Annotated in this window: 23 protein-coding genes and 1 pseudogene; 11 read left to right on the forward strand and 13 right to left on the reverse strand. The window is 44.7% G+C overall.

Features of this window, described 5'->3' with window-relative positions:
• Positions 1-91 precede the first annotated feature (91 nt).
• The 3 genes from AABK39_RS16800 (at position 92) to AABK39_RS16810 (ending at position 2550) form a co-directional block, all read left to right on the forward strand.
• Complete coding sequence (locus tag AABK39_RS16800; protein WP_338392493.1) at positions 92-1348, forward strand: hypothetical protein; 1257 nt, start codon at positions 92-94, stop codon at positions 1346-1348.
• A gap of 38 nt (positions 1349-1386) precedes the next feature.
• Positions 1387-1731 (forward strand): bacillithiol system redox-active protein YtxJ, encoded by a 345-nt coding sequence (gene ytxJ / locus AABK39_RS16805; protein ID WP_338392494.1) that lies wholly within the window; start codon positions 1387-1389, stop codon positions 1729-1731.
• Between the two features lie 84 nt (positions 1732-1815).
• Positions 1816-2550 (forward strand): hypothetical protein, encoded by a 735-nt coding sequence (locus AABK39_RS16810; RefSeq protein ID WP_338392495.1) that lies wholly within the window; start codon positions 1816-1818, stop codon positions 2548-2550.
• Positions 2551-2556: 6 nt separating this feature from the next.
• Here the strand turns inward: AABK39_RS16810 and ispE are convergent, their stop codons facing one another.
• The 4 genes from ispE to AABK39_RS16830 form a co-directional block, all read right to left on the reverse strand.
• Positions 2557-3369 (reverse strand): 4-(cytidine 5'-diphospho)-2-C-methyl-D-erythritol kinase, encoded by an 813-nt coding sequence (ispE, locus tag AABK39_RS16815; RefSeq protein WP_338392496.1) that lies wholly within the window; start codon positions 3367-3369, stop codon positions 2557-2559.
• Between the two features lie 106 nt (positions 3370-3475).
• Positions 3476-4327 (reverse strand): enoyl-ACP reductase FabI, encoded by an 852-nt coding sequence (locus tag AABK39_RS16820; RefSeq protein WP_338392497.1) that lies wholly within the window; start codon positions 4325-4327, stop codon positions 3476-3478.
• A gap of 218 nt (positions 4328-4545) precedes the next feature.
• On the reverse strand, positions 4546-5526 hold the full coding sequence (gene floA / locus AABK39_RS16825; protein WP_338392498.1) for a flotillin-like protein FloA: 981 nt from the start codon (positions 5524-5526) through the stop codon (positions 4546-4548).
• A 64-nt stretch (positions 5527-5590) separates the two neighbouring features.
• A complete protein-coding gene (locus tag AABK39_RS16830) occupies positions 5591-6079 on the reverse strand; it encodes an NfeD family protein (protein WP_338392499.1) in 489 nt (162 codons plus the stop codon).
• 149 nt (positions 6080-6228) lie between these two features.
• On the opposite strand from AABK39_RS16830, the gene AABK39_RS27765 reads away from it, so the two are divergent.
• The 3 genes and pseudogenes from AABK39_RS27765 to AABK39_RS16835 all read left to right on the forward strand — a co-directional run bounded on the left by AABK39_RS27765 (position 6229) and on the right by AABK39_RS16835 (position 7300).
• Entirely contained in the window at positions 6229-6444 is a 216-nt protein-coding gene (locus AABK39_RS27765) for a hypothetical protein (RefSeq protein WP_421825166.1), read from the forward strand.
• A 12-nt stretch (positions 6445-6456) separates the two neighbouring features.
• A pseudogene (locus tag AABK39_RS27770) lies at positions 6457-6621 on the forward strand (hypothetical protein); the annotation flags it as partial.
• A gap of 268 nt (positions 6622-6889) precedes the next feature.
• On the forward strand, positions 6890-7300 hold the full coding sequence (locus AABK39_RS16835) for a hypothetical protein (protein ID WP_338392500.1): 411 nt from the start codon (positions 6890-6892) through the stop codon (positions 7298-7300).
• Between the two features lie 143 nt (positions 7301-7443).
• Here the strand turns inward: AABK39_RS16835 and AABK39_RS16840 are convergent, their stop codons facing one another.
• Positions 7444-8763, reverse strand: a complete 1320-nt coding sequence (locus AABK39_RS16840; protein ID WP_338392501.1) for a hypothetical protein — start codon at positions 8761-8763, stop codon at positions 7444-7446.
• A 297-nt stretch (positions 8764-9060) separates the two neighbouring features.
• On the opposite strand from AABK39_RS16840, the gene AABK39_RS16845 reads away from it, so the two are divergent.
• Positions 9061-10722 (forward strand): peptide-N-glycosidase F-related protein, encoded by a 1662-nt coding sequence (locus AABK39_RS16845; RefSeq protein WP_338392502.1) that lies wholly within the window; start codon positions 9061-9063, stop codon positions 10720-10722.
• Positions 10723-10834: 112 nt separating this feature from the next.
• On the opposite strand, the gene AABK39_RS16850 is transcribed toward AABK39_RS16845, so the two are convergent.
• Both AABK39_RS16850 and AABK39_RS16855 read right to left on the reverse strand, forming a co-directional pair.
• On the reverse strand, positions 10835-11536 hold the full coding sequence (locus tag AABK39_RS16850; protein WP_338392503.1) for a hypothetical protein: 702 nt from the start codon (positions 11534-11536) through the stop codon (positions 10835-10837).
• Positions 11537-11555: 19 nt separating this feature from the next.
• Positions 11556-12230, reverse strand: coding sequence for a hypothetical protein (locus AABK39_RS16855; protein ID WP_338392504.1), 675 nt, complete (start codon positions 12228-12230; stop codon positions 11556-11558).
• A gap of 328 nt (positions 12231-12558) precedes the next feature.
• On the opposite strand from AABK39_RS16855, the gene AABK39_RS16860 reads away from it, so the two are divergent.
• Positions 12559-13785, forward strand: a complete 1227-nt coding sequence (locus AABK39_RS16860; protein WP_338392505.1) for a M12 family metallopeptidase — start codon at positions 12559-12561, stop codon at positions 13783-13785.
• Positions 13786-13982: 197 nt separating this feature from the next.
• Entirely contained in the window at positions 13983-14120 is a 138-nt protein-coding gene (locus tag AABK39_RS16865) for a hypothetical protein (protein WP_338392506.1), read from the forward strand.
• A 22-nt stretch (positions 14121-14142) separates the two neighbouring features.
• Here the strand turns inward: AABK39_RS16865 and AABK39_RS16870 are convergent, their stop codons facing one another.
• A complete protein-coding gene (locus AABK39_RS16870; protein WP_338392507.1) occupies positions 14143-14796 on the reverse strand; it encodes a helix-turn-helix domain-containing protein in 654 nt (217 codons plus the stop codon).
• Positions 14797-15009: 213 nt separating this feature from the next.
• Here AABK39_RS16870 and AABK39_RS16875 point away from each other — a divergent pair, with 213 nt between their 5' ends.
• Complete coding sequence (locus AABK39_RS16875; RefSeq protein WP_338392508.1) at positions 15010-15840, forward strand: rhomboid family intramembrane serine protease; 831 nt, start codon at positions 15010-15012, stop codon at positions 15838-15840.
• 98 nt (positions 15841-15938) lie between these two features.
• Here the strand turns inward: AABK39_RS16875 and AABK39_RS16880 are convergent, their stop codons facing one another.
• On the reverse strand, positions 15939-17108 hold the full coding sequence (locus tag AABK39_RS16880) for a tetratricopeptide repeat protein (protein ID WP_338392509.1): 1170 nt from the start codon (positions 17106-17108) through the stop codon (positions 15939-15941).
• 185 nt (positions 17109-17293) lie between these two features.
• Positions 17294-17818: a hypothetical protein gene (locus tag AABK39_RS16885; protein WP_338392510.1), complete on the reverse strand. Its 525-nt coding sequence runs from the start codon at positions 17816-17818 to the stop codon at positions 17294-17296.
• 246 nt (positions 17819-18064) lie between these two features.
• Between AABK39_RS16885 and AABK39_RS16890 the strand changes: the two genes are divergently transcribed.
• Complete coding sequence (locus AABK39_RS16890) at positions 18065-20938, forward strand: COR domain-containing protein (RefSeq protein WP_338392511.1); 2874 nt, start codon at positions 18065-18067, stop codon at positions 20936-20938.
• 83 nt (positions 20939-21021) lie between these two features.
• Here the strand turns inward: AABK39_RS16890 and AABK39_RS16895 are convergent, their stop codons facing one another.
• From AABK39_RS16895 to AABK39_RS16905, 3 genes are all read right to left on the reverse strand, one after another.
• Positions 21022-21549, reverse strand: a complete 528-nt coding sequence (locus tag AABK39_RS16895; protein ID WP_338392512.1) for a DinB family protein — start codon at positions 21547-21549, stop codon at positions 21022-21024.
• Between the two features lie 941 nt (positions 21550-22490).
• Complete coding sequence (locus tag AABK39_RS16900; RefSeq protein ID WP_338392513.1) at positions 22491-24932, reverse strand: leucine-rich repeat domain-containing protein; 2442 nt, start codon at positions 24930-24932, stop codon at positions 22491-22493.
• Positions 24933-25399: 467 nt separating this feature from the next.
• Entirely contained in the window at positions 25400-26002 is a 603-nt protein-coding gene (locus AABK39_RS16905) for a hypothetical protein (protein ID WP_338392514.1), read from the reverse strand.
• Between the last annotated feature and the right edge of the window lie 69 nt (positions 26003-26071).

Here is a 26071-nt window from a genome sequence, read left to right on the forward strand (position 1 = left end):
TTATAGAAATTCATTCCTATTCGTTAGCTAGAAATAAGAGCGAGGCAATTTCTTCCGAAAGGAAACCAAAGCCCGACTTAGATATATCACGATGAGAGTACATCGACCAAAAAAACGTCTGAAATTCCGCCCGTTACTAATCGTCAGCCTGATGCTTTTCGCATTAATTTCCGGCGGTTCGTTACAGGCTCAGGTGTTGCCAAAAAAAAAGAAGAACGTCGACAAATCGGTCCAAAAGCCGAAAAAGAACAAAAAGTCGCCACAATATCCGCCAGACAAGGGGGAACAGACTCCGTATCGCTATACTTCAACAGAAGGGCAAAAGCCGTCAAAGAAACGCATGAAAAACGTCGTCTTGCCTCCTGGCCCCGGCATCGGACGCAAGAAAGTCATTATGCGAAAAGGCGGAGCGCATCCATATCTGAACCAACAAGCCGACGCAAGCGGTTCCAACAAAAGCTTTAGGGGTTATTCCAAAAGGCGACAGCGCCGTATGCAACGCAAACTAGCCAAACGCAGACTAAAACACGGCACATACCAAGTGGCGGAACGTTTTAAGGCAAACCCGAACATTGCGAAATACAGCCCAAACAAATTGCGGTTGGAAGGACGAAAATCGAAGAAACTCCGCTACAAAAACGCCGATGCCCGAAATCAGCGCGCAGGCTTAGTCTTAGGCAGAAAGAAATCTTCCGAGGCAATCGCTATAGAAGCCATAACCCGGGCCAATGCCCACAACAGCAAAACCCGTGGCGTGAACCTCACGGCCCGTACCGCATCTTATTATTGGGCGGCTGTACACATGAAAAATGTCGGCGCTACAAAAGGGCGAAGGGTAAGCCCCGGCCCGCCTAACATGAATACTCCAAGAGGGTCGGCGGTCACTAGAATTTATACGCCAAAACAACGTAGGCGCCAATACCGCAAACAGGCTCCAAACCCGAAAGATTTCTCGGGATCGTTTATTCTGCTTCCGCTTTCAAGACAACACCGGATGAATTCAAAACTCGCCCGCTCACGTATGATGGGAGGCGTGGCCATCAAACAAAAAAGCCTGAACAAGAGAGATCGGGACAATAAAAAGATAGCCAAGCGGAATAATGACCCATATTATTTCCCTGGCTCTTTTATGATCATGCCAGTTTGGCAACAGAAAAGAATCAACAGGAAAATAGCCCGAGACAAAGAAATGGGCGCCTGGATGTCGAAAAAGAACGGCGACTTACGTACCAGTCGTGTAGCCCAATGGTGGGACGTGCTCTGGGGCAAAGCCGACAAACAAAAAACGAAAGTTGTCCGCAGAAAATCACATTACGACTCAAAAGAACGGGAAATTTGGTACGATTAAAGACACTTCTTAGTAAGTTCTCAAAAAAGCAAGACCACATGGAATGGATTCCTTTGACATCCTTCGAACAACTGGATAAAATCGACAGCGACTCACATAACGCTCCCATCGTCATTTTCAAGCACAGCACACGTTGTTCTATCAGCGCAATGGCCAAGAGCAGAATGGATTCGGGATCGTTGGCCCAAGACTTTCCAGAGTCGCAAGCCTATTATCTGGATTTGCTAAACCACAGGGACATCAGCAACGAAATCGAAGCCCGGTACAGAATCAGCCACGAATCTCCGCAACTATTGATTATCAAAGACGGAAAATGCGTAACGCACACATCTCACGGCGGAGTCAAGTACGGTTTTGTAAAAGACGCTCTTTCCAAAATTTAAAAATCAGCTTTTTACCTCCATTTTGGACCAAGCAACGTCTATAAAGAAATAAGGATAATCTTTTTAAATAAATTTCTTCCGCCGATGCGAATTCCACAGATACGGATCATAAGAATTTTTGCACTGTCGCTCCTTTTTTCCGCCTCCGCACTCATCACAAAAGCGCAGGCGCAAGAAGAAGCCCACTATTCCACGGAATTTGTCTGGGGACTCACCAAAGCCACCAACAGTGGCCTGTTGGGCGGTTTCGTGTTCAGATATTCGCAATTGGTCAAGGGCCGGCAATTCCAGACATTCGCAGCGGAACTCGTCAATATAAAACACCCGAACGAAACCCGCGAACAACTACCGCAAACGGGTAATTCCATTCTTGTCGGAAAATCGAATTACCTCTACGATTTGCGCCTACAATACGGCCGTGATTTTATCGTCTTCAAAAAAGCACAGCACAAAGGCGTGCAGATCAACGCCATATTTGCTGGCGGCCCCTCAATAGGTATCGTAACACCGTATTATGTGGATTACAACGGCCAAAACGGACGGGAAAAAGTGCCATACACCGGCAACAACATGAACTTCAACAACATCCTAGGCCCCGGTAATCTTTTCCAAGGCGTACCGGACGCTTCCATTGCGCCCGGCCTAAACGCAAAAGCCGGTCTCGCCTTCGAATTCGGAGCGAAAAACGACCTCTTCGTAGTTGAAACCGGCGTGATGTACGAATATTTTTTCAAGGAAATCGAGATCCTTTTATACCAGAAAAAATATCAATCTTATCCGAACGCTTACATCACGATTTCTTACGGATCCAGAAGATAATACGGCTCAAAGCTCGAAGCTTTTGACCTCGTATTCTTCAGGAAATTTAAGCTCAGGAAAGTTTCCGCTCTCAAACAATCCGAAAACCGTAGCGCCGGAACCCGACATTGCGGCATAAATTGCGCCCGAATCGTACAAATTCTCTTTCGCTTCGGCGATTACCGGAAATTTAGCGAAAACACCTTCTTCGAAATCGTTACGCACAACGCCCCGCCACTTCTCGGGGCTATTTTTTTGGAGAAAATCCGCCAGGTCAATATTCGCGGGCTTCGGAGTTATGCCCGAATAAGCGACAGCGGTGCTTACGTGAACGCCCGGATTAACCATCACCAAAGTATAACCTGAAAGATCAAGCTCAATCGGCGAAAAAATATTTCCTGTGCCTTCCGCTATCACCGCGGAATTTTTTACGAAAAAAGGACAATCGCTTCCTAAACGCGAAGCGTACCCTTCCAATTTTTCGTCGGAAATATCAAGCGAAAACATCTCGTTCAAAGCCTTCAGCGTAAAAGTGGCGTCAGCGGAACCGCCACCTAAGCCGGCGCCTATCGGGATGGCTTTATGCAGGTGGATTTTTACCGGAGGCAAATCAAAATCGTCGCGCAAAAGCTCGTAGGCTTTTAGGCATAAGTTCCCCTCCGGGTTTCCGGGAATCGGAATGCCGGTGGAGAAAAACTCCGTTTTTTCCGCAGGCAAAATTTCCAGCGCCTCTTCCCACGGTACGGGGACGAAGCAAGAAAGCAAATCGTGAAATCCGTCCGGCCTTTTGTTCGTCACATAAAGGCCGATATTTATTTTGGCGTTCGGAAAAGTCAGCAATTTTTTTCAGATTTTTTTCGTCACAAAAAAACCCGGGAAAAAACCCGGGTTCTAAATTTATCGAAACCGACGGAAAATTTCCGTCGCGAAGCGTTTAAACTTCAACTTATTCCTCGTCCTTTTTCTCCTCGTCCTCACGGGCCTTGGCGTCAAGAATCATCTCGACAACATCCTCCGAGATTCCCGTAGTCGAGAATCCGCCGTCATGGTAGAGGTTTTGCATCGTAACGAAACGTGTGAAGTCCGAGAACAACGACACGATATATTTCGCGCATTCATCTGCCGGAGCGTTGCCCATCGGCGACATTTTCTCGGCGTAATCGAAGAATACGTCAAAGCCTTTGATTCCTCCGCCCGCTTTGGTGACCGTCGGCGATTGCGAGATGGTGTTTACACGCACGTTTTTGGCCTTACCGAAACGGTAGCCGTAACTCCGCGCGATAGATTCCAACAACGATTTTGCGTCGGCCATATCCGTATAGAACGGGAATACGCGCTGCGCCGCGATGTAGCTCAAGCCAACGATAGAACCCCACTCGTTCATCACGTCCTGCTTTTCGGCCACGTGCATCACTTTATGGAAAGACAACGCCGAAATGTCGAGCGTTTTCATGTACAGTTTGTAATCCAACTCCCCGTACGGCTTCTTTTTACGCACGTTAGGGCTCATGCCAATCGAATGAAGCACGAAATCCAATTTTCCGCCCAAAATTTCGGTGGCTTCGCTGAACAGTTTTTCGAGATCTTCAACAGAAGTGGCATCGGCGGGAATCACCTTGGCGTCGCACTGCTCGCCGAGCTCCTGGATTTTTCCCATACGCAACGCGATCGGCGCATTACTCAACACAAACTCGGCGCCTTGTTCTTTGGCTACCAGTGCCGTTTGCCAAGCGATCGAGTTCTCGTCAAGGGCGCCGAAGATGATGCCCTTTTTTCCTTTCAACATATTGAATGACATATTCTTAGAATTTCTTTGCTCCAAAAAGTGCTGTAACGTCCAAAATTATCGTTTCCGCATCGGATTGCCAAGTTTCCGCCGATTTTTCTAAACCGGCTCGGTTCCCCGCAAAAAATGTGACGGAAAAAAAACGGAGAAATCTTCTGCGAAAAACATCGACAAAAAAAACGCGCCGATTTCCCGACGCGTTTTTTTAACGTAAAATATACGCCTAATATTTATTCCTGAGGATCTTCCTCGTCGCCGTCGTTAGAGATGGCGTCGCGCATATTCGTGTCGGCTTTTACGTTCTGCATTTTGTAGTAGTCCATAATGCCCATGTTTCCTTTGCGGAACGCATCGGCCATCGCCATCGGAATTTCCGCTTCGGCGCCGATTACTTTGGCGCGCATTTCCTGCGACTTGGCTTTCATCTCCTGCTCTACGGCCACGGCCATCGCGCGACGTTCCTCGGCTTTCGCTTTCGCCACTTTCAAATCCGCTTCGGCTTGGTCCGTCTGCAAAGTCGCGCCGATGTTTTTACCCACATCAACGTCGGCGATATCGATCGAGAGAATTTCGAAGGCCGTTCCGGCGTCGAGACCGCGCTCAAGCACGAGTTTCGAGATCTTGTCCGGATTTTCAAGCACTTCCTTGTGGTTTTTCGCCGAACCGATCGACGTTACGATACCTTCGCCTACACGGGCGAGGATAGTGTCTTCGCCGGCACCACCCACAAGCTGCTGGATATTCGCGCGAACGGTAACGCGCGCCTCGGCGCGAAGCTGAATACCGTCGGCCGCCACAGCCGAAACTTTCGGCGTAGTGATTACTTTCGGGTTTACGGAGATCTGTACGGCCTCGAAAACGTCGCGACCGGCCAAATCGATAGCTGTCGCCTGCTTCCAGCCCAGGGTGATATTCGCTTTGTCGGCGGAAATAAGCGCCTTGATTACCGACGGCACGTTACCGCCAGCCAAATAGTGCGTCTCAATTTCGCGGGTAGAGCTGTCGATACCGGCTTTTTGCGCCGTAATCAGCGAATCCACGATCACCGCTGGCGAAACTTTACGGATACGCATACCGATCAACTCGCCGATGCCTACGTTTACGCCCGAAAAAAGGGCCTTAATCCACAGGTTCAGCGGAACAAAGTACAGGAAAATAAAAAAAGCGATGACGATCGCTCCGATCATCACAATTGGCAAAAATCCTTCCATAATCTGATTTATCTTACTGGTTAATTTTTCTCAAACAAAAATTCCGGACACAAAACCCCGGCGTTTATTCCTCTCGTTTTTCTTCCACGGCTTCCACAATAATCCTGTCCGGATAAAGCAAAATGATCTTCACTTTCCGGCCCGAATCCACAAACGGCCCTTCGGAACGAACCGAATACCGCTTGCCCGAAAATTCGGCGTTGCCCACAGGTTTCAAATCCGACACGCAAACGCCTTCCATCCCCACGCGCAGTTCCTTTTTCGGCACCACGTTTACCTTCGCCGGGTTTTTCGACTTCAAAGCCCAGCGTTTCCACGCCCCGGACTGAAAAGAGCGAATCAAAATGGCCACGTCCATAATTATAGTGCCGCCGAGCACCATGGTGCCCACTTGCGGACCCATTTCATAATACGCGATCGCGATACCGCCGGCCGTCACCGCCAAGCCGAAAATTCCGACTACAGTGGTGCCGGGAATCAATATGATTTCCGCTACGATCAAAATTGCGCCGATCACAAGCAGGGAAACGATTATTATCCACTCTAAAACCATAGGAAAAAAATTATTCGCCGGCGGGAAAAACGGAAAGGAACGATCTCCTGTACCGGCCTTATGTTTAACCTTAGCAAGTAAAGAGTTTTCGGCCGGCTGGGCAAACCGTCGGTCATATTTTGTTCAAGATCTATAACTATTTCGGTTCTTTGATAATTTCTGTAATAGGTTTTAAAGACGACACCGTTTCCGTAAGGCCTAAATACGGTCGTAACTGCCTGATTCCATTGCATGGGCATGATATCTTTGCAACGAAATCAAACAAGAACACGATTTCTGGGAACATCAGCTCGCTATCTACAGTCAAAACGGAAGCGACTTCAATCGAATCAATTCAGTTGACGATTGCTACTATAACTGGTTAAAACGGAAAAACCTTCGATTCAATCGCTCCTCCTCAGTTCACTGAAGCATTAAAAGAAGAAGGACTTGAAATCAATAGAAAACAAATTTCTCTGGATTCTGAAACTAAATTTGTTGGAGAGCGCGCAACGACTATTTATTGCGCTACACAAAAAAGAGAAGCACGAGATCACTGTTGAACTTGTTGCTGACTAATTTTACGCCATGATAATATTGAAAGGCTCTTAACCTCGAAAGGCTTTTTGTACTTTTCCTTTTCAGAATTTAAATGCATTATTTTGTATTATTAAAATAATCGTCTATTTTGACTATATGTTTAAATGAAATTTTTTCAATCTTGTAATGGAAAAGAATAGTATTTTTACTCGACCGTTATTTACAGCATCAATATTTATTACTGTCTTTTTGCTAATTGTTTGCGGAGTCATTTTTTATCAATGCTATGATATGGCAAGGGATGTAACTCCTAGGGGAGCATCAGAAAAAGTGATTGTTGATCCTGTACTTGAATTTAATGCCATTTTTTTGGTAGAGCTTGCCGTGAATGCGGTAGCCTTTTTTCTAGCCTTATTCATACATAAAAAAGCTGACCTGGGTAAGGAGAGGTTTGAGAGTAAGTCATTAAGCAAGTTTGATGTAAGCTGGCTCACCCATCGTGTGTCAATGTTGGGTATCATGATTAGTTTCTTACTTCCAATAAACACTATGTTTATGATATTTTTCGGGAACTTAAGCACTGTTTTTATCTTTTCGTCTGTTATGCTGTTTTGTATCGGTTTTTCATTTAATGAAATGATTAAGCAAATGGATGCATACAAATTATTTGAGGGAGAAAAGAAAATCAAACAAGAAATATGAGCCCTATTCATCAGGGCTCATAAGTAATTCCTATGCAAAATGACGGAAGGGGGACTTTCCTCACCTGAAGGTGGAGTCTGCAGAGCACGAGGCAAAGAAGATTCGCAGAAATTGTCAAAGACCACTATCCTTACCCGCACCGATTACGCAGACTTCGCCAGCTCTAATTTTTCGGGCAACACGGCGGCTCGGGTAACATACAGAAAGATAATCGAAGTCAGCGCCTGTAAAAGTCCCGTCTCTTGGCCTCCGGGAATTATATACGCCACATCCGGCAAAAGCAAAATGTACAACACGGAGGCCACGCTCGCCACCATTAACAATGCGTAAACCATCTCCCGCACTTTTTTTCCGGCGAAGAAGAACAAACCGTAGCAAAACGCCAAGACAGCCAAAACCAGCGCATATTCCGTCATACCAAAAAATTGACAAACCGCGGCACCGGAAAGACAATTCAGAACCGACAGAATACCCAGAAATTTGACATACTTTTTCGGCTTGCGCAGTTCGTCTATCATTTCCTCGTCACCAATGCGCTCCGCACGGGCGACAAAAGACAAAACGCCGGCCACTAATACGCCCAAAACCGGAAAGAGAAAGAACCAAAGCGCAAAACCCGGAGCGGCTCCCCGGCCGGCGAAATAAGAGAGTACGAATTGGCGGGAAAAAATTATGTAAAAAACCGATACGCAAGCGCCGACAAGAAGAATTTCGATCCCATGCCAGACGAAATCCGAATGCCCGAAAAACCTGCCCACCAACGGCAAATCACGGTCCAGATAATTCCAAACGGCAACAAAGGCGGTAAGCTGAAAGGCTTGAAAAATCACCAGAAATTCCCAAAGCTTCAGGTTTTCCATACGAAACACCTTCGACCTGAAAAATTCGGTAAGCCGGCCCTCGCATACCAAGCCGAAAACAAAACGCTTGAGCAAAAGTCCGCTAAACAAAACCAGGAACATAGACAGGGGACCAAAAGGCGCACTCAGCATACCCTGTCCCACAGACAAAATAAAATCGTAGCCAGAAGCGAAGCCCATGGCTAAAGTGGCCACACCATTTACATTAAAGACGTATACGAAAACGGCGAAAAACAATCCGGCTAACGGACGGCGCAAAATCAGGGCGCCGAAAAGGAAAAACGTGATTTCGTTGCGAAAACCAAACAGGGTTTCCAATACTTTAGGAAGTTCGCTGACTTCAAAAGCGACCAAAGCCTCGTACGCGAAATAGTAAGCCGAAGCCAAGGCCAAAAACAGCGTAATCTTTTTTCCTTCGGCAAGAACATGCGACAGATAAAACAGCGCAAGCGCGATGCCCGAGGCGGAAAGCGCGCCGGAAACGATCATTTTGGGATATATGGATACCAGCAACGGGCCGAGCATAATTTGGAGCGTAACGGCAAGCGCGCTGGCCAAAGCGAAAGCCAGACCTTTTCCGTAATCGATGTTTAGGGTATTCATAGAAAAACTATATAAAATGAAGCTAATTTGATCAGAAAGCGCCAAAAGAACTGAATTAGGAACACATCTCAAACGGAATGAAAACATTAAAATTCAGGATGGTACAAGTCAATCGAATAAAGGCCGAGAAAAAGCAGAAAACAATCCAAGCCATATAAAAGCCTTCGAAAAATACCGTTCCGCACTGTAACTCAACGATTATTATTTTTTTCATCGTGCCATTGAATGAACATACGGCCAATATTTCGGAAATTAGCGTTGATTTTATTTTCCCAATTTCGAAACATCACTATTATCATGACTTTTTCGCGAACGTTACTAATGTGCCTTTCTTTGGCATTCACCTGTCTGGCGCCGTCGGTTTTTGCGCAGAGCGACACCCTCACGGTACAGACTTTCACCTTTAAGGACATCGACAAGCGCAAGGGCGAATTCGAATTTCCGAAATTCGAAGGGCAGTGGGCAAAAATCCTGATGATCCGACACCTGAAATGCGATTCGGCCACCACCCGCGACAAATTCCCCTGTGGCGAGTGGGATTATTCCACCAACACCGTTGCCACGGTAAAAAAAGCCGACGGAACGAAAGAAAAATTCGAGATCGAGGCTTTCGTGACGCCTTACGGCAAGCGCCTTTGGTTCGGCGGGGAAAACGGATGGAAATACGTTTATGACGTAACCGACTACGCCCCGATCCTCTCGGGAAAAGTGGAGCTGAAATCCGGCAACCGCCAAGAACTCCTCGACATGAAGTTTCTTTTTATCAAAGGAACTCCCGTACGCGACGTAATCTCGGTGGAAAACCTCTACCCGATGGGAAGCTACAAATACGAGGACCTTTCGGACGACAAAAAATTGCAGACAAGAAAACTCGTCTTCAATCCCGAGGCGAAAACTTACCGCATGCGCGCGCGCATTTCGGGCCACGGCCACTACGGACCGCGCAACTGCTGTGAGTGGGACAACAAGAAGCACACTTACTACGCCAACAAACAGGTGCTTTTCCACTGGAACGTTTGGAAAGACTGCGGACACAACGCCGTTTTTCCGCAAGGCGGAACTTGGCAGTTCGACCGCGCGGGCTGGTGCCCGGGCACTCCGGTTGACACCTACGATTTCGAAGTGCCGCAAAGGGTTCAGCCCGGCGACACGATCAATTTCGACTACGGAATCGAGCCTTATTCGGACAACGGCGAAAAAGGCGGATCTTATCGCCAGTCGCACCAACTTTTCTCTTACGGAGCGCCAAACTTCAAGGTTGACGCCACTTTGGCTGACATCATCACACCGAGCTCGCAAGACGCGCACAGCCGCTTCAACCCGATTTGCTCAAACCCGAGAATCCTGATCCAAAACACCGGCTCGAATCCGTTGCGCACGGTTAAGATCACTTACGGGTTCAAAAAAGGAAAGAAGAGCGTTTATACCTGGAACGGAAACCTCGGATTTTTGGACAAGGCCGAAGTGATGCTTCCGGCGCCGAGCTGGAAAGGCTTCAAGAAAAGCCCCGAGTTCGTAGTGACGCTCAGCGAACCGAACGGCGGAACCGACGAAAGCCCGGCGGGCAACACTTTGGTGACCACCGCGAAAAAGCCTTTGGCTATGGGACGCGAATTTTTCCTCCATATCGAGGCCAACGGCTTGGGACGTGCCAAAGAGACGGGATACAAAATCATCAACTCCAACGGAGCCGTGGTATATGAGCGCCCTGCCCTGAAGGACGGCGAAACTTACGACGACTTTATCGCCCTGCCGGACGGTTGCTACGAACTGTTGGTAACCGACAAAGCCGAGGACGGAATGATCCGCCACTGGTGGAACTACCGCCGCGACAAATCAAAAGTGGGCAAAAACGGCCGCATAGCCCTGATGGACGAAAAAGGCGAGCTGGTAAAAGAGCTCCGCTTCGACTTCGCCGACTATTTGAGCGTTCGTTTCCAAGTGGGGAAAATGAAATAAGGGTTTGTGAGAGTAAAGCGTAAAGAGTACTGAGTAAATAGTCCGCACGGATATTTTCCGTTACTCTGGCGCAAGGGAGTTTCTTCCCGAAAAATATTGAGTGAAAAACCGGCTACAAGAAGCCGGTTTTTTTGTGTCTATTTACCTGTAACAAACTACTGGGATATCCTTCGACCTTCAAAATCCGTAATAGTTTCTCTTCATCAAGGTCTTCCAAAGCAAAGGTTTTCTTCCTAATACGACCTGATTCCTGATAACGGATACACAGTTCTTTTCTTCCGATAAAAGGGGGCCACCATGTTTTGTCGGTCACTTTTCCATCATTTCTTTCGCTAAAGAGAAAGATCAACAACAAAATCAAAAGAGGTATTCCGATGATCATAAATATCTCTTCAATAGTCAGATTTATTGGAAGGAATAAAAGAATCGCAGCTAAACTTAAAAATATCAACACAAATGTTCTTTTCGAAATTCCCCGCTTTATCTCTATATCTATAACGCTGGCCTTTTTGATTTTAGGAGTTTCTCTTTTTATAACAAAAACTGAAATAATGATCTCCAGTAATAAACCGAAGAACATAGTCAAAGCCGTATACATTACCTTTCCATCTTTTTTGAGATATACGCTTACGGCTAAAATAGCCGCTGAAAGACAGAGCAACGCAGGCACTACCATGGCCATATACCTGCTTTTTCTTTCGGCCTTAAATTCCGAGAGATAATTAGTGGCATCAGGCGTTGCCGTAAAAACAATCCCGCTATCCAGAAAATGACAATACCCTTCGTTGTTTTTTATGCTTCGTTCTGTAGTCATAAAGAAGTTCGTAGCCTACTTAATACGAATAATTTTTAGCCCAGAAATTTCTGATAAAGGCGTGTTTATAATCAGGAGTACTGACGAAAACCGGCACAAACTCTCTAACAACTACTTTCTCATTCTCCTTAATCCGGAACAATGTCGCCTTAACTTTTTCTTGCGTCTCACTCACACATCCGTTTACTTCTACACTCGCAATAAGTTTGGCCTCATAACTCTCAATCTTAAAGAGATCACTTTTCCAGATATTATCGGCACACCCAACGCTTTTGTACGAATACCAATAGTTACCGTCTCCGATCCGTTTTGCGGAAGGGAATTTACGGAAATTCATGACTTTCGTAAATTTCCCAAAGTCCGGCATATAAACAATCAAATCACACTCGCCCGGAGTGTTAGTGGAATAGGAAAAAAGTAGAGACTGGTTTCCGCTTTTATAAAACTCCCCTATCTCGATCTTTCCAACCCATTCCTTGTGCTGAAAAACAGTGTCATTTTTAGCGTTCAGTATAAACACATGGCCGTTGGGCTTTTTGTAAACAGTGAATTTTTGTCCGTCACATTGTAGCGAATCCACGTATGCGAAGAGCCCAGCGGGCTGTCCCGATTTCTGCGGTTTGCACGAAAACAAAAAAAGCAGAATGAGCAGACACCGTAAAATCCGGTTCGGAAAAAGACAATGAATATCCATAACGATAGAAATTACGACAAAACAGAAAAAAAGCCCACCCAAAGGGTGGACTCTTTTTGATATATGAATTGTGTTAGCTCACTTTTTACGGATATGGCCCGTAATTGAATTACGCCGGCCAGCCTTTGCTTATTATTATGCTAAATCGCTACGTTTCTTAAAGACATAAGCTACACTGAAGCCTTAAAAGACAATGTAAGATAAATATGACCTAAAAAAATACTAATCAGGAACATTTCACCAAATACGAACACTGAATTATCAAAATTAACAAAAAATAATTTAATAAAATTATATTCGACCCGTAAACCCAAAAACAATACAAAAAATGAAAAAGATTAAATTTTTACTGGCGTTGATTTCTTTGCCAGCATTTTTTTCTTGCCAAAATGATGATCTGTTAGAGAAGGAGAATATCCCTTCGATAACTGAAAACAGCTTTCTGGCTCTGAACGGTAAAATTGTAAAAAAGGTCATTCACAACGACACGCTAAGTCTTTTCGAAATTGCCGATGACAGCGAATTGGCCGGAAACTATTTATTGGGCGACGATATGTTGTTCGACAAAGAACAGCTTGACGACTATATCGCCCAAAGCAAAAAACAGTTTAGGACCAATGGTGTAGGAACTCCTAGCTTGATAAAAAGATGGCCCAACAACACTATTCACTACAGTATAGATTCATACCTATCAAGCAAGGTAAAACACAATATAAAAATGGCAATCGGCCGGATGCAAGGTGGAACAAATTTAAAATTCAAACCTTACAACCCCTATGAGTCTACCGACTACATTCTATTTCAGTTCATTTCAGGTGATGCGAGTTTCTCCCCTGTTGGCAGAATAGGCGGAAGACAAGTAATAAATCTTAGCTCTAACGCTACTCAAGGAGTTATAATTCATGAAATATGCCATTCGTTAGGTCTGTTTCATGAACACCAAAGAAGTGACAGAGACTATTATATTAAAATACACACGGCCAACATTGATTATAATCACCCTAAAGCTAATGTCGCCGCAGCATTTAAAAAATTAAGCTTCCCTGAAGTTCCTAGAGCTTATATTTACTCGGATGGGGGCCTTGATTTTAATTCAATCATGATGTATGCCCCTACCGCTTTTAGTAAAAACGGCAAACCGACAATCACGAAACTTGACGGATCGCTTTATCAACTAAGACCCAATGGACTATCCGCTAAGGATAAAGAATGTCTTAACCGAATGTACCCTAATTTGTCAATTGATGTGTTAAAAGCGCCAGCCCATCCTTTTTATCAAGGACAATGGCAAGTCGTTTACAAAAAACGAAACGGATATTCCTATACGACAACATGGTATTCCTACACATGCCCGAAGAATATTTGGGACCCGTATGAGCCTGAAGTAGTTTACTGGAAGTGGGAATCGAATTCAGAAACAATGTCAATGCAGATCTTCAACCAAAGTTATATGGAAACTTGGTTAAAGGTGGTCTTGACTAGAAATGACGGCGTAACAGAAACAAAAACATTTAAAGTCGGACCCGGATTAAGTGGAGCGACACCTCCAGCCTAAAATGGGCTCTTATGTTTTTATAATCCGAATTGGCGCAAGATTCACAAACTTGCGCCAATTCGCGTTCGGCGGATAAACTCCCGCATTTTTCTTCCAAAATTTTTATCCTCAAACGCTGACGATATTTTTTGCGACAGCAAAACCGACGTGTGCAAGCGCAACACTTTCAAGACTGTGGAAAAACTACGGAATAATTCATGCCCAAAAAGAAAATCAGGAAAACCGGCGGTGGAAAAGTGGAAAAAGAAGTGGAAAACTCCGGGTTTCGGAGCGTTTTCAATGCTGAAAAAGAAAAACGCCTCGAATGGCTGTGGATAACCGACGGCCCGGTTTGATTCTTCGGATTTTCGGACGCTATCAGGCCACAGTTTTCCACAGCGATGTGGAAAACCGGCGTATTTTTTCGTCTCCCGAATCGCCTCTTCTCGAAGGAAGGCGCAAAAGTGGGGATAATTTTTTGAATGTGTCAGTTTTCGGTAAAAATTTTTGTTTTTTATCCACGCTTTCGGCCAGTTTATCCACAGCCTTAGCGTGTTTCGCTACCTTTTCTTCCAAAGTCAGCATCCATTCGTAGTAAGGGAGATCCGAGAAGTTATAGGGCTTCAGTTTCCATTGTGGATAAATCGACGGCGCTTTTTCCCGCCATCTTTTCGGCAAGAATTTTCGGCCTAGTCGCCGGTAACGTCCCAAATCCGAGAGCCACGCGATCTCATTGCGCGGATGGCGCTCACCGGGCACGTAACGCCAACCGCGCCGTGCCGGCCGGCGAAAACAAATGGCGTAAAGGCGCTTGCGGGCCGTATAAAGGTCGTCGGCCAAACCGGGGAAGTATTCGCCGAAGGTTTTGTTGCGCCGCAATTCCCGGCTGACGGTGGACGGCGACCGCCCCAGCGTCGTGGCTATCTTGCGCAGGGAATACCCGTCCAGTTTCAGGTTGTGGATTATCCGGCGTTCCAATACGCTGAGATGCCGGTAGAGGTGCGGTTTTTCTTTGGATTCCGTGGCGCGCATATTCTACGGAAAATATGCGCAGGTTTTGTGCCTGCGGGATTTTTGGCGGTGTTGGGGGACGTAAGAACAGACTGGTTAGAGGGCGTTGGGCTGTTGGAATGTTAGGTTGGAGTGTTAGACAGGGCGTGCCCTGTCTCTACGTTCCGCCTTGCGACGGCATCGGATTATCGGTATATTGGACAAAAAATCTCATCTTTTTTCTATCTCAACGAAATGGGTTTAGTCACATTTGTCGTTTTGCTTGTCTGCGTTTATATTACCTATAGGGGAAGAAAGGACAAGGAATTTTTATCGCGTTATTCGCTGGACAATCACGCCGTTTTGGTTTCCAAAGAATACCGCAGGCTGTTAACTTCGGGCTTTGTCCATGCCGATTGGCGCCACCTCGGGGCCAATATGCTGACGCTTTATCTTTTCTCTTACCGGTTTGAGGAAACAATCGGTCTGGGCCTTTTCGCAGGCATATTTTTCGGCTCTTTGTTGGCCGGAAACTTATTCGCATTATTTATCAACCGCCACCGGAGCCACTACCAAGCCGTAGGCGCTTCGGGCGCCGTAAGCGGAGTGATGTTTGCCGCCATCGCATTTTTTCCCAGCCTCACTTTACGCTTCGTAGTACTGCCTATCTTTTTTCCCGGCTGGATTTACGGACTGGCTTATATCCTGTATTCCATAGCCGGAATCCGTCGCGGTTCGGGAAATATCGGGCACGAGGCGCATCTTGCCGGAGGAATCTTCGGGATGGCCACCATTTTGGCGTTCTATCCCAACCTTTTGTTCGAAAACCCTCTGCCGATAGCGGCAATTCTTGTTCCCAGCCTAGTTTTTCTGGTTTATACCGTCGCTCGGCCCGATAGCCTACTGATTGGGAAATTTATATCGAAGCCGAAAAAATACGAAAGCCAAGACGACCGCTATAATTCCGAAAAAGTGGAGCGCGAACAGGAACTGAACAAATTGCTGGACAAAATCAACGACAAAGGGATAGAGAGGCTGTCGGAAAAGGAAAAAGAGCAGTTGGAGGAATTGTCGGAAACGTTATAAGGCCGAGTAAAAACGGGGTACACGCGACGATTGTACCGGATTCGGAGATGGAAAATCTGGGTGTTAGACAGGGCGTGCCCTGTCTCTACATATTTTTGCTAAACTTCGGCCAATTTCGCTTCGGTTTTCTCTATATAGTCTTTCAACAGGTCTGCTTCGGGGTCCTTTTCTTCGCATTTTCGGAAATGCTCCAAAGCTTGGGCGTAATCTTCTTTCAAGAAATAGTAGATACCCAGATTTCTGTAAGCGAAACCGTTCTCCGGATCCAGTTTCATTGATTCTTCAACATCCTGCCGACCGCCTTCCAAGTCGCCCAACATTAATTTGGCTTGTCCACGGTTATTCATCGCATATGGAAATTTTGGGCTAAGCCTTAATGCCCTGTCCAAATGCTTCAAAGCCATTTCGTATTCATGAATACACAATAACGCGTACCCTTTATTATTCCAAGCCATTACATTTCTCGGATCGTCTTTCAGTACTTTTTGGTAGTGCGCCAAACTGTCCGAGTACCTTTCCTGAGCCATAAGCGAATAGCATAAACAAAGCCTTTCGTCAGAACCCAGTCCATCCTCTTTATCGAATCGCTCTAAAAATTCGGAGGCCTTTTCCCATTCCCCAAGCTTAGAGTATGACGCATAAAGAAAGTTTATGGGAAATAACTCTTTGGGAATTTTCTCGCATACCAAACGAAATTTTTCCGCAGCGGATTCAAATTCCTCATTTTCATAGTCATACCAAGCGTCCAAAAACGGATTGGGCATTTTTTTCATGGCCCTATACATCTTAATCTGTTGTCCGTCGGGAATAAGTGACATCCCGGTATCGCTAAAAAAAGATTTGGTTTCCAAATCAGGCATTAAGTTGTTAAACGCAGTCCTGGCCGATACAAAAACAAAGGCCAGAAGCAAATAATTATATGGAGAGTCCGCGTAAAACCATAAAATTCCGCCAGCTACCGCACTCAGTACATTTGCCAAGGGACCGCCTAAAGCGAAAAGAATATGACGGTTTATCGAAAAACCTTTATAGTTTTCCAGACTTACCGATCCGCTCCCTATATAGAGGAATTTTTTACTTAGGAAGACAATCAGGCGTCCCAGGCGAAATCTAAACACCTCATTCTCATCATTAAACGATCCCAAAAATATCTTCACTCCGCCTTTTTGAAGCGCCAACGCAAAAACAGCGTGTCCCAACTCGTGGATAACAACTACAATAGGGGAAAAAATTACAAGCCCGATGATTATATAAAATAGCCCTTCCAAAATGGCGTAACTTTTTGAGTTGAAAAATTGAGCGAAAAAAATATCGCATAAATCAGGCGGAAAAATAATTCAATTCTAAACGTTACGGAAAAACTTCCCGAAAAATACGGCACAAAAAAAGCCCGCCCAAAGGGCGGACTCTTTTCAGTTATGATTTGTGTTAGCTGCTTGTACTTCGGGTTGGTTTAGGCGCCTACGGTTTCGGTGGCGTATTCCTGGCCTTCGAATATTACCGTGCCCTCGCCCACGTTGCCGGGCACTACGAAGTCGCGGATATAATCCAAAACGGCTTCGCGGTGGAGCTCCTGCTGGGCTTCGATGAATTTGCGCCGCGAAGTTTCGCGGATCAAAATACTCTCGGGAGTTTTCTCGCGGTCTTGCGCCTCAAGGTTGTACATTTCCAGTTCGCCCTCCGCCGTTTTGAGCGAGGCTTCCAGATAATCTTTTCTTTTCGGGTCAGTTTCCCTGGCCACGGCGACGGTGAGTTTGGTCACCTCGTCGTTGAGCGACTGCCCGCGCTCGATCCAGCTTTCGGACTGCGCCGCCAGACGCAATTCCTTGCGCACGATTTTCAGGCGTTCCCATTCCAGGTTGGACAAAAAAGCCTCCTCGCCTTTCAGATAGGCTTGGCATTCGGCAATGTTGGAGGCGATACGCGCGTAACGGGCGTAATTGATCAATTCGCTGGAGGTTATCTCGATCTTTTTCAATACAGTAATTTTTTTGTTTAAAACTGTTTTGCTTAAGTCCAAGATCTGTGCCGGGAGGGAGCGTGAAAAAGTGGAAAACCGAAATTGTTTGAAATTTTTTGAAAAAATTTTCGGAGCGGTGTTTTCAACGAATACTTTGGAGGAATTTATACCTTATATAAGGAATAGCATTACTTTATAAAGCGTATAAAATGCAGTATTTTAGAATACCATCTTTTTATAAGGCTATTTTATCTTTTTCAGATTATGGAACAACTGGAGGCTATTCGGAAAATTGAGGAGGTTATTGGGGTTAAAGCTGTAGAGGTACCTATTGAAGAAGAAACTTTGTTAACAGAAGGGTGTTTTTTCTATTCTTTGAATGATAGAAAACATATTAATAAAATAATTATTAGTCCACCTCGTTTCAAAAACTTTGTTTCACCAATAGACTATATTGATGATTTTTCTGAGAGCCTTCAATCTTTGACTCTTTACCATTGTAAAATAGAAAAACTCGATTCTATCCAGAGCTTTATTAGGCTTCAGACACTCAAGTTACCTGCCAATTCCATCAAAGACCTAACCCCTTTACAATCTCTGAAAAAAATTAAGACATTAGATTTATCATATAATTCAATTTCGGATTTAACGCCCCTAAGATATCTGCATCAGATTCAAGATCTCAATTTATTCAACAACTTAATTAAAGACTTAACCCCTATACAATATCTAGAACAGATTCAAAAACTTGATTTAGGTAGCAATTATATAGAAGACTTAACGCCCATACAAAACCTAAAACAAGTTCAAAAACTCCACTTAATAAGTAACTCTATTCAAGAGTTGGAACCCTTACAAAACCTAAAGCTAATTCAGAAATTATTTTTATCTCACAATAATATCAATGACTTAACTCCTATACAAAACCTAAACAATATTAAAGTACTTGACCTAAAAAACAACTCTATCGAAGACCTAACAGTAATACAAAATTTACAACAAATTCAAGTCCTTGATTTATCTGACAATTCAATAAAAGAATTTGACTTTAGTCTTTTTAATGTAGGTCTACCCATTTCATTTGATGGATGGGGTGAAACTATTTGCCTTAGAGATAATCCTATAGAATCTCCCCCTATAGAAATAATAAAACAAGGCAAAGAAGCCTGTCTACGTTGGCTGGAAGCGAATAAGAAAAAACTTGACGAAGTAAAAATAATCCTAATCGGAGATCCCAAAGCCGGAAAAACATCTCTGCTAAGAAGGCTAAACCATAACGAGTTTGACGAAAACGAAGCGCAAACGGACGGTATTAATATAGAGGGAATCAAATTCGGTGACTGTAACTGTTTTGCCGGGCAGAAAAACCTGCACGGACTTACGGGATATTTTTGGGATTTTGGCGGGCAGGAAATTATGAACGCCACGCACCAATTTTTTCTGACCAAACGTTCCGTTTATGTTTTGGTGATTGACGCCCGCAAAGACAAAGATACCGCATCGCATATCCGGGAATGGGTACGGCGAATCAAAACAACGGGCGGAAATTCGTCGGTAATAGTGGTGGCCAACCAAATAGACGTGCATACGGGCTTCGGCTTTGAAAACCAGCACGAATTGCAAAAGGAATTTCCACAGATCAAATATTTTTTGAGAGTTTCCTGCAAGACGGAAGAAGGGCTGGAAGAGCTTAAAGAAAAACTGGCTGAGCTAGTACCGCAGGCGGAACTTTTCAATACGGAAATAGACGAGCGTTGGATAGAGATAAAGGATGAGTTCCGGAAAGAAACCACGGGGGAAGGTGAAAAAAAGGGCTATCTAAACGAAAGTATCGCATTAGAGATTTGCTCCGATAAAGGTTTAGACGATGACATAGAACAAAAAGAGGCTATCCGTTTTTTACATGACTTGGGTATAGTGCTTCATTTTGAGGCCGCACGCCTTGAAGATTACTTTGTACTGAACCCTTACTGGGTTACCTACGGTGTTTACCAAATCCTTACGTCAAAAAAGGCGGGGGAACTTAAAGGGCTTGTCCCGTTTAGTGAGTTAAAATATATCATTAACAAGGAGAGTGATAAAGCAACCACTTACAAAGTAAGCAACTACAAGAAAATAGAATATGGGCCAAATGAGCGTATGTTCTTAATTGAAATCTTAAAGAAATTTAAGCTTTGTTTTGAGTTAAAAGGTGAAGAAAAATTAATTATTCCCGAGCTTTTGGAAACCGCTGAGCCGAAAGAAAAAACGTCTCCAATACGGGAAGCCGTGGATAAAATCCAGTTCGTTTATGAGTACGAACATCTACCCAGTTCTATTTTTCCGCATATTATGGTGAGCGCCCATGATTCGGGATATTTGCGTGAGCAATGGCGATCGGGTTGTATTTTGGAAAACGATGGTGTACAGGCGCTTTTGATCAAATATAACGGACGCATAACCATTACCGTAACGGGCGAACGCAACCGCAAGCGGGATTTTATGGCGGTTATTATAGCGCTGGTAGATGCGGTAAATAATGAGCTAAGCGATAAGCCGGAACAAATGATTCCGTTGCCGGGCACGGATGATTATGCCAAGTATAAGGTGTTGCTAAGGCGGGAGAAAAAAGGAAAGCGGGAGTATATCTGGCACGAGGACGAGGATGATGAGAAGGTGTTTGAGATTTCGGAGCTTTTGACGGGAATGCCTCGGGAAGATAATCTTAAAAAAATTCTAAACGAAGTAAGAGAGATTAAGAGCGACGTAAAAGACGTAAAATGCTCTTTGGATCGGCAATTTGATTATTTGTTGGCTTTGCCGGGGAATCAGGATATTCGGGAGATTTTGAACGAGGAAGTCGGGCGTCTGAACGAAAAACAGACGGAAGATTTATGCTCTACGCTTTTTGAATTGCTGAACGGTGAATTTTCTACTCAGAGGCAAGAATTGTCGGAGCAATTAGAGACTATAGAATCGGGTCTGCACGCAAAAGTGAAGCAAACTTTGGAAGAACTGAATAAGTCAAAGGATTTTCAGCTGAAATTAAAGTTCGGCATTCCGCTGGGAAATCTTTTGGGGCTAAATATGGAAGGTGAAGTTGATCTTCTTAGCGTAGTGGATAAGATTTATAAACGAAAAAAGAATGTCCTTATTTGATGTGAAAATCTGGATGCGGGAGCTTTGAAGCTCCCGTTAGGCGCAGGCACGAGGCTGAAGCCTCGCGCCGGCGGAAGGGGTTGTCAGTTATATCCGTATCTGGGCGGAGTGATTTTGTTTAGGCGCAAGTAAAGTACGGCTTTGGCCCTGTGATTTGTAATATGGTCTTGCATAAAGAGGTAAGACTGCCACTTGGTAAGCGTTACGCCACCAAAATCTTTGCCTGTTTGGGTGAGCGCCGTATCGTCCAGTTTTTTTAGGTTGGCTATAACTTGGTCGAAAGTTTTAGACATTTCTTTTATCAGGTCGGCTTTGCTCAGCCCGTTTAGGTCTTTGCCGTAACCCGCGTATTCTTGTTTGCGAATAAAGCGGGTGTCCATAGAGAGCAACGCGCCGGTAATATGGGACATTTGTTCCCTGAAACTCATAACGTCTTCGGTAGGACGATAATCGTATAAATTTTCAGGCATGGCCTCGGCCACTTCCATTGTCCTTTTTTTGGCGAGTTCCCAGATCGGGGTTTGTTTTTCGGAAAAATTCAGGGGAGTTTTTTGCGCTGTCGCAAAAGTTGTCGCGGTCAGCAACAGGCAGAAAAGTGTCAGGGTTCTCATTTTTTTTGATGTTATGGGAGCGCTTTTGGTTTTTAAAGCGCTGGGGTTGTGGGGTTTGCTTGAGGTTCTTTTATACGGGGGATTTTAGGGTTTTGTTTTAATTTATGTGTGCGCTTTGACGTGTTTTTCAGCGTGTTCGTGAGATCGCTGTCGCTTTGTTGGCGATAAAAAAGTAACTAAAAAATCTTCTTAAATATGTATCCCTATGCGCCTTGACTTAATTATTAGCATTAAAAATTCGTAATCCCGAAACCATTGACATTTTGCGCTGAGCAAGCCCCGGTGTTACTTTTTATTCACTTTCAATTTCTTTCAAAGGAGTTCATGAGAACGCTTCGCTAGTTGAGAGATCAAAAAGTAACCAAAAAATCTCTCAAATACGGCTACAAATTTTTCTTCCATCCAAAAGCATAACGGTTATGGAAGAAAAATAAAGGCCTGAGATTAGTTTTTTGGAATGCATTGGAGTCAATAATTGATCGGAAAACTAAGACGAATAGTACAAGAGTAATTTTGTTCAAGTGCATACTTAATTATCAGCCTTAAAAATGTGTTATTCCGAAACCACTGACATTTTGCGTTTAACAAGCTCCGGTCTTACTTTTTATTCACTTTCGATCTCGTTCAATGGAGTTCATGAGAACGCTTCGCTAGTTGAAAGATCAAAAAGTAACCAAAAAATCTTCTAAATACGGCTACAAATTTTTCTTCCATCCAAAAGCATAGCGGTTATGGAAGAAAAATAAAGGCCTGAAATTAGTTTTTTGGAACGTATTGGAATCTATAGTAGATCGGACCAGTTGGGCGAATAAAACAAGAGTAAATACTACTAATTTTTCCCAAAAACCTGACGGCTAAAAATATCGTTCGCAATGGGCCCCGGCCCGGATTGATTGGTACCAATTCGGGCCGGGGAACAAGATTATTTCATTGGCGAATCGCTAAACGAGAACTTCGCAATCGGGCAAGGCCTCTTTAAAATCGTCGGGAACCTTGAGCGGCCGCGGGATTTCATCGTATGCCCGGGCGCTACTCATGCGCAGATCCAGGGTACGCAGGGAATCCAGCTCCTTTAGTTCGGCCGGAAACGCCTCAAACCAATTGTTCGACAAGTTTAGGTGCTTGAGATTTTTCAGTTTCGTTATCGCTTTGGGAAGTTCCGAAAGACTGTTTACGGAGCAGTCCAAAGTCTCCAAATCAACGAACTTCCCGATACTTGCCGGCAAAGTTTTCATCTTGATATTGTGTAATATCATGGACGATACTTTTTCCTTGTCAAGAAGATCGACAGGCAAATTCGTTTTGGAATTCGACCCACCGTATCCGGCCTGATCCTCAAGTGCGTGCGAACGGCGGTCTTTATACACCAAGGCTTTGTTCCAATTCAGTTCCCCTTCGCTGAATACCATCGAGAGGGCTTTTTCGCGCCATTCTTCTCCCGCTTTCGATTTTGTGATGGCATAACGCAAGCCCTTCCCGAACCGCTCAAACATCCGGCAGGAAAATTCAAGGCAAACGTCACGGCCCCACACCTTTTCAATTTTTTTGAACTTCGCTATTATCTCATATTCCTTCAATTTATCGGGATTGAAGCTCAGTCTGTCGTTTACCGCCGGCAAATAGCGTTCGGGAGCGTTGGCCAACAACAGTTTGCGTATCGCGGTACGCACTTGTGAGACGGCGTGGGTTTTCTGCAACAAAAACAGTTCGGAGACGAGACTTTTGGGCACACCGTTGGCCTTCAGCATTTCCATAGCCAAAGGCAGGCTCGCATCGTCTTTGGAGGACAACAAGTCGCGAAGGTTGGCGATCATGGGGCTTTCCGCCTCTTCGTCCGCGGTTTCCTTTTCCTGTTCGATCAAAAATCCGGGGGCATGAACGTTGACAAAATCGGTGAAACGCGATTCGCCCAACAATTTGGCCGTGATTTCTCCGTCAGAGTCCGAAACTTCCTTGGGCATGCTTCCCACTATAATATGCGTGACCTTTGGGCCGTATTTCGCCGCGTAACCAATACCGAAAGACTTGAGTTTTTCGCGCAGTTCCGTTTTCTTCATCGAGGTCCGGCCAAAAACGGTCACTACCGATCCTTCCGCCAAAGAGTCCACGGCTTTGTCCGCCTCCGAAAATTCGGACAAACGCCCCAACATCAGGCTTTGCAGAGGCTTGAATGGAACGGCCAAACCTTCGAGGGTACGCCGTTTGTCGGTGGCGGGCCACTTCTCGAAGTTTTTTGACTCAAAAGCGCTGTCCAGAAACCATCTTTTCCCGGCCTCGCTGATCCGGGCTTTCCCCAAAGCGGTCAGTAATTTCCGGCACGCCTCCGTTTTTTTGCCTATTATGCCCAAGTGCCGGAGGTCGTTCAGTTCGAAAGTCCCGCCGACCATCAATCCGTAATAATCCTTCAGCCCGTCGTTTATCAGGCCCGAAAAGGATTCCAGTCCGCGTATTTCTGCCAAACCTTCCAACGAGCTCAGCCTGTTGTCGTTGATATTGAGCCTTTCCAGACACTTCATGCCCGTCAACACTTCGGGAATGGTTTCGAATTGGTTATTGGACAGGTTCAGGTTGCCGATATTTTCGATTGTCCCCATTGACGGAGGCAATTCCGACAACTTATTTTTGGAAAGGTCGATAAAGCTGAACCGGTTTTTGGAAAAGGCATCGGGAATCCGCTCGATTTCATTTTCCGAAAAATATATTTTCTGAAGCCTTCTCATGCCTAACAATACGGCCGGCAATTCCGTGAATCGGTTTCGGTCCAATCCCAGGTTGGATAGCTCCCTGCAGTCGGCTATGCATTGCGGGATGTCCTCAATATGATTGTCGGTGGCGTCAAGTCTTGATATTTTCGTGATGCCGGATATAAAGTCCGGAATTTCCCTGATACTGTTTCTGCTTATGTCCAGACGCACAAGTCCGTTCATTCCGGCCAGCGCTTCGGGAAATTTTTCGAATTTGTTTTCCGACAGGTCCATCGAGCTGATGGGTACGGACGCTATGCCCATGGGCAAATCTTCCAGAAGGTTGTTTCGCGCATTGAAATAAATGAGCGGCAAACGGCCGATCGACTCCGGGAGCCTCTTGACACGACAACTCAGGAAGCTCAGGCTCCTCAATTCCTTGAGTTCCGACACACAATCCGGAATCTCATCGAAATATGTCTTTTCGATATGCAGTTCCTCCAGATGTTTGAAGGCCGAAATCTGTTCGAAAAAATCACCGGATCCGCAACCCATAATGGTCAGTCGCTGCAGTTTCTCACAACCGGCCAGCTCCCGTAACGCATCCTCTATATTCGTGTCCTTTATGTAGGCTCGTCTGATTTTGTTGATGTCCCCCCTCCCAAACACATCATTTCCTTCCCTTCTATATTCAGTCATGATAAAAAGATGAATCGTTTTGTATAAACAATGGATAAAATAAGCCTTATGCACTACGACATAATCATTGGCATTTAAAAGACGATATCCCGAAACCATAAACAATTTGCTTATAACTAGGTCCGGTGTCACTTTTTCAGATGAAAAAGTAACCAAAAAATCTTCTAAATACGGCTACAAATTTTTCTTCCATCCAAAAACATTGCGGTTATGGAAGAAAAATAAAGGCCTGAAATTAGTTTTTTGGAACGCATTGGAATCAATAATAGACTAACCAATGAGACGAAAAAACAAGGATAATTTTGTTCAGGCGCATAAAAACTGCGTTTGTCTGGCAAGATATTGATTTTGACGATTATCTCAGTTTTTATTACCGTTTCGTCGAGTAGCAAGGAACACATTAGAAAGGCTCCTAAAAAAGGCAAATCACAATTGAAAAAGATAAATCGCCATCGCCATTTCCACTTTCAAAAAACTTCATCTTCATCGAAAGAAAAATCAAGATCCTCAAAAGCGGTATACGTGCGAGCCTTTTTAGGATCGTGGTATATTTTTATTCCGAGGTTTTCTTCTGCATATCTCAAGGCTCCCTCAAAATGGTCTCCCTTTTCAAAAATTTGCGCCTCATTCGGCAGATTCCCGACGTTTACACGCATGTTAGGGTACACCCAATGCTCCACCATATAATTTCGCAGCAATTGACCATCTTTAAAATATCCGAAATTCACGCCCTCTGTCAAGTCTGGAGCCATACAGTAAAACACGTCAAACTTTGCCCCTAGCTTTTCCAAGCCTTTTAAGCCTCTCAACTTGCTCCATAAGCTGTAGGACCAATTATCAATTATATGAATCCAACCTTCAGTTTCGGTGATCAGAATACCACAGTTATCCTTTTCAGGCTTATTCTCTTGTGACCAAAAAGAAAACTCCCCTAAATTCAACGCTTTTAAAAGTGTTTTATCATCAAGCTCTTTGGCTGTGGCCCGAATAAAGATATAAAAAGACCCATCGTATCTTTTTTTACTCTCGTTGTAACGAGCTATTTCTATTTGATCCAAAAACTCATTCATAATCTGTTTCTGTTGAAAAAGCGTTCGTCCAAAGATATTATAATTTGGGAGTGTTTTTTCTGCGCTAAA

Origin of the sequence: Fulvitalea axinellae (assembly GCF_036492835.1) — a bacterium.
In the GTDB taxonomy this organism is placed as follows: Bacteria; Bacteroidota; Bacteroidia; order Cytophagales; family Cyclobacteriaceae; genus Fulvitalea; species Fulvitalea axinellae.

Excerpts from the sequence above, each read along its gene's own strand:
- AABK39_RS16800 (WP_338392493.1), top strand. The coding sequence starts at position 92 with ATGAGAGTACATCGACCAAAAAAACGTCTGAAATTCCGCCCGTTACTA.
- ytxJ (WP_338392494.1), top strand. The coding sequence starts at position 1,387 with ATGGAATGGATTCCTTTGACATCCTTCGAACAACTGGATAAAATCGAC.
- AABK39_RS16810 (WP_338392495.1), top strand. The coding sequence starts at position 1,816 with ATGCGAATTCCACAGATACGGATCATAAGAATTTTTGCACTGTCGCTC.
- AABK39_RS16820 (WP_338392497.1), bottom strand. The coding sequence starts at position 4,327 with ATGTCATTCAATATGTTGAAAGGAAAAAAGGGCATCATCTTCGGCGCC.
- floA (WP_338392498.1), bottom strand. The coding sequence starts at position 5,526 with ATGGAAGGATTTTTGCCAATTGTGATGATCGGAGCGATCGTCATCGCT.
- AABK39_RS16830 (WP_338392499.1), bottom strand. The coding sequence starts at position 6,079 with ATGGTTTTAGAGTGGATAATAATCGTTTCCCTGCTTGTGATCGGCGCA.
- AABK39_RS16835 (WP_338392500.1), top strand. The coding sequence starts at position 6,890 with ATGGCAAGGGATGTAACTCCTAGGGGAGCATCAGAAAAAGTGATTGTT.
- AABK39_RS16840 (WP_338392501.1), bottom strand. The coding sequence starts at position 8,763 with ATGAATACCCTAAACATCGATTACGGAAAAGGTCTGGCTTTCGCTTTG.
- AABK39_RS16845 (WP_338392502.1), top strand. The coding sequence starts at position 9,061 with ATGACTTTTTCGCGAACGTTACTAATGTGCCTTTCTTTGGCATTCACC.
- AABK39_RS16850 (WP_338392503.1), bottom strand. The coding sequence starts at position 11,536 with ATGACTACAGAACGAAGCATAAAAAACAACGAAGGGTATTGTCATTTT.
- AABK39_RS16855 (WP_338392504.1), bottom strand. The coding sequence starts at position 12,230 with ATGGATATTCATTGTCTTTTTCCGAACCGGATTTTACGGTGTCTGCTC.
- AABK39_RS16860 (WP_338392505.1), top strand. The coding sequence starts at position 12,559 with ATGAAAAAGATTAAATTTTTACTGGCGTTGATTTCTTTGCCAGCATTT.
- AABK39_RS16865 (WP_338392506.1), top strand. The coding sequence starts at position 13,983 with ATGCCCAAAAAGAAAATCAGGAAAACCGGCGGTGGAAAAGTGGAAAAA.
- AABK39_RS16870 (WP_338392507.1), bottom strand. The coding sequence starts at position 14,796 with ATGCGCGCCACGGAATCCAAAGAAAAACCGCACCTCTACCGGCATCTC.
- AABK39_RS16875 (WP_338392508.1), top strand. The coding sequence starts at position 15,010 with ATGGGTTTAGTCACATTTGTCGTTTTGCTTGTCTGCGTTTATATTACC.
- AABK39_RS16890 (WP_338392511.1), top strand. The coding sequence starts at position 18,065 with ATGGAACAACTGGAGGCTATTCGGAAAATTGAGGAGGTTATTGGGGTT.
- AABK39_RS16895 (WP_338392512.1), bottom strand. The coding sequence starts at position 21,549 with ATGAGAACCCTGACACTTTTCTGCCTGTTGCTGACCGCGACAACTTTT.
- AABK39_RS16900 (WP_338392513.1), bottom strand. The coding sequence starts at position 24,932 with ATGACTGAATATAGAAGGGAAGGAAATGATGTGTTTGGGAGGGGGGAC.
- AABK39_RS16905 (WP_338392514.1), bottom strand. The coding sequence starts at position 26,002 with ATGAATGAGTTTTTGGATCAAATAGAAATAGCTCGTTACAACGAGAGT.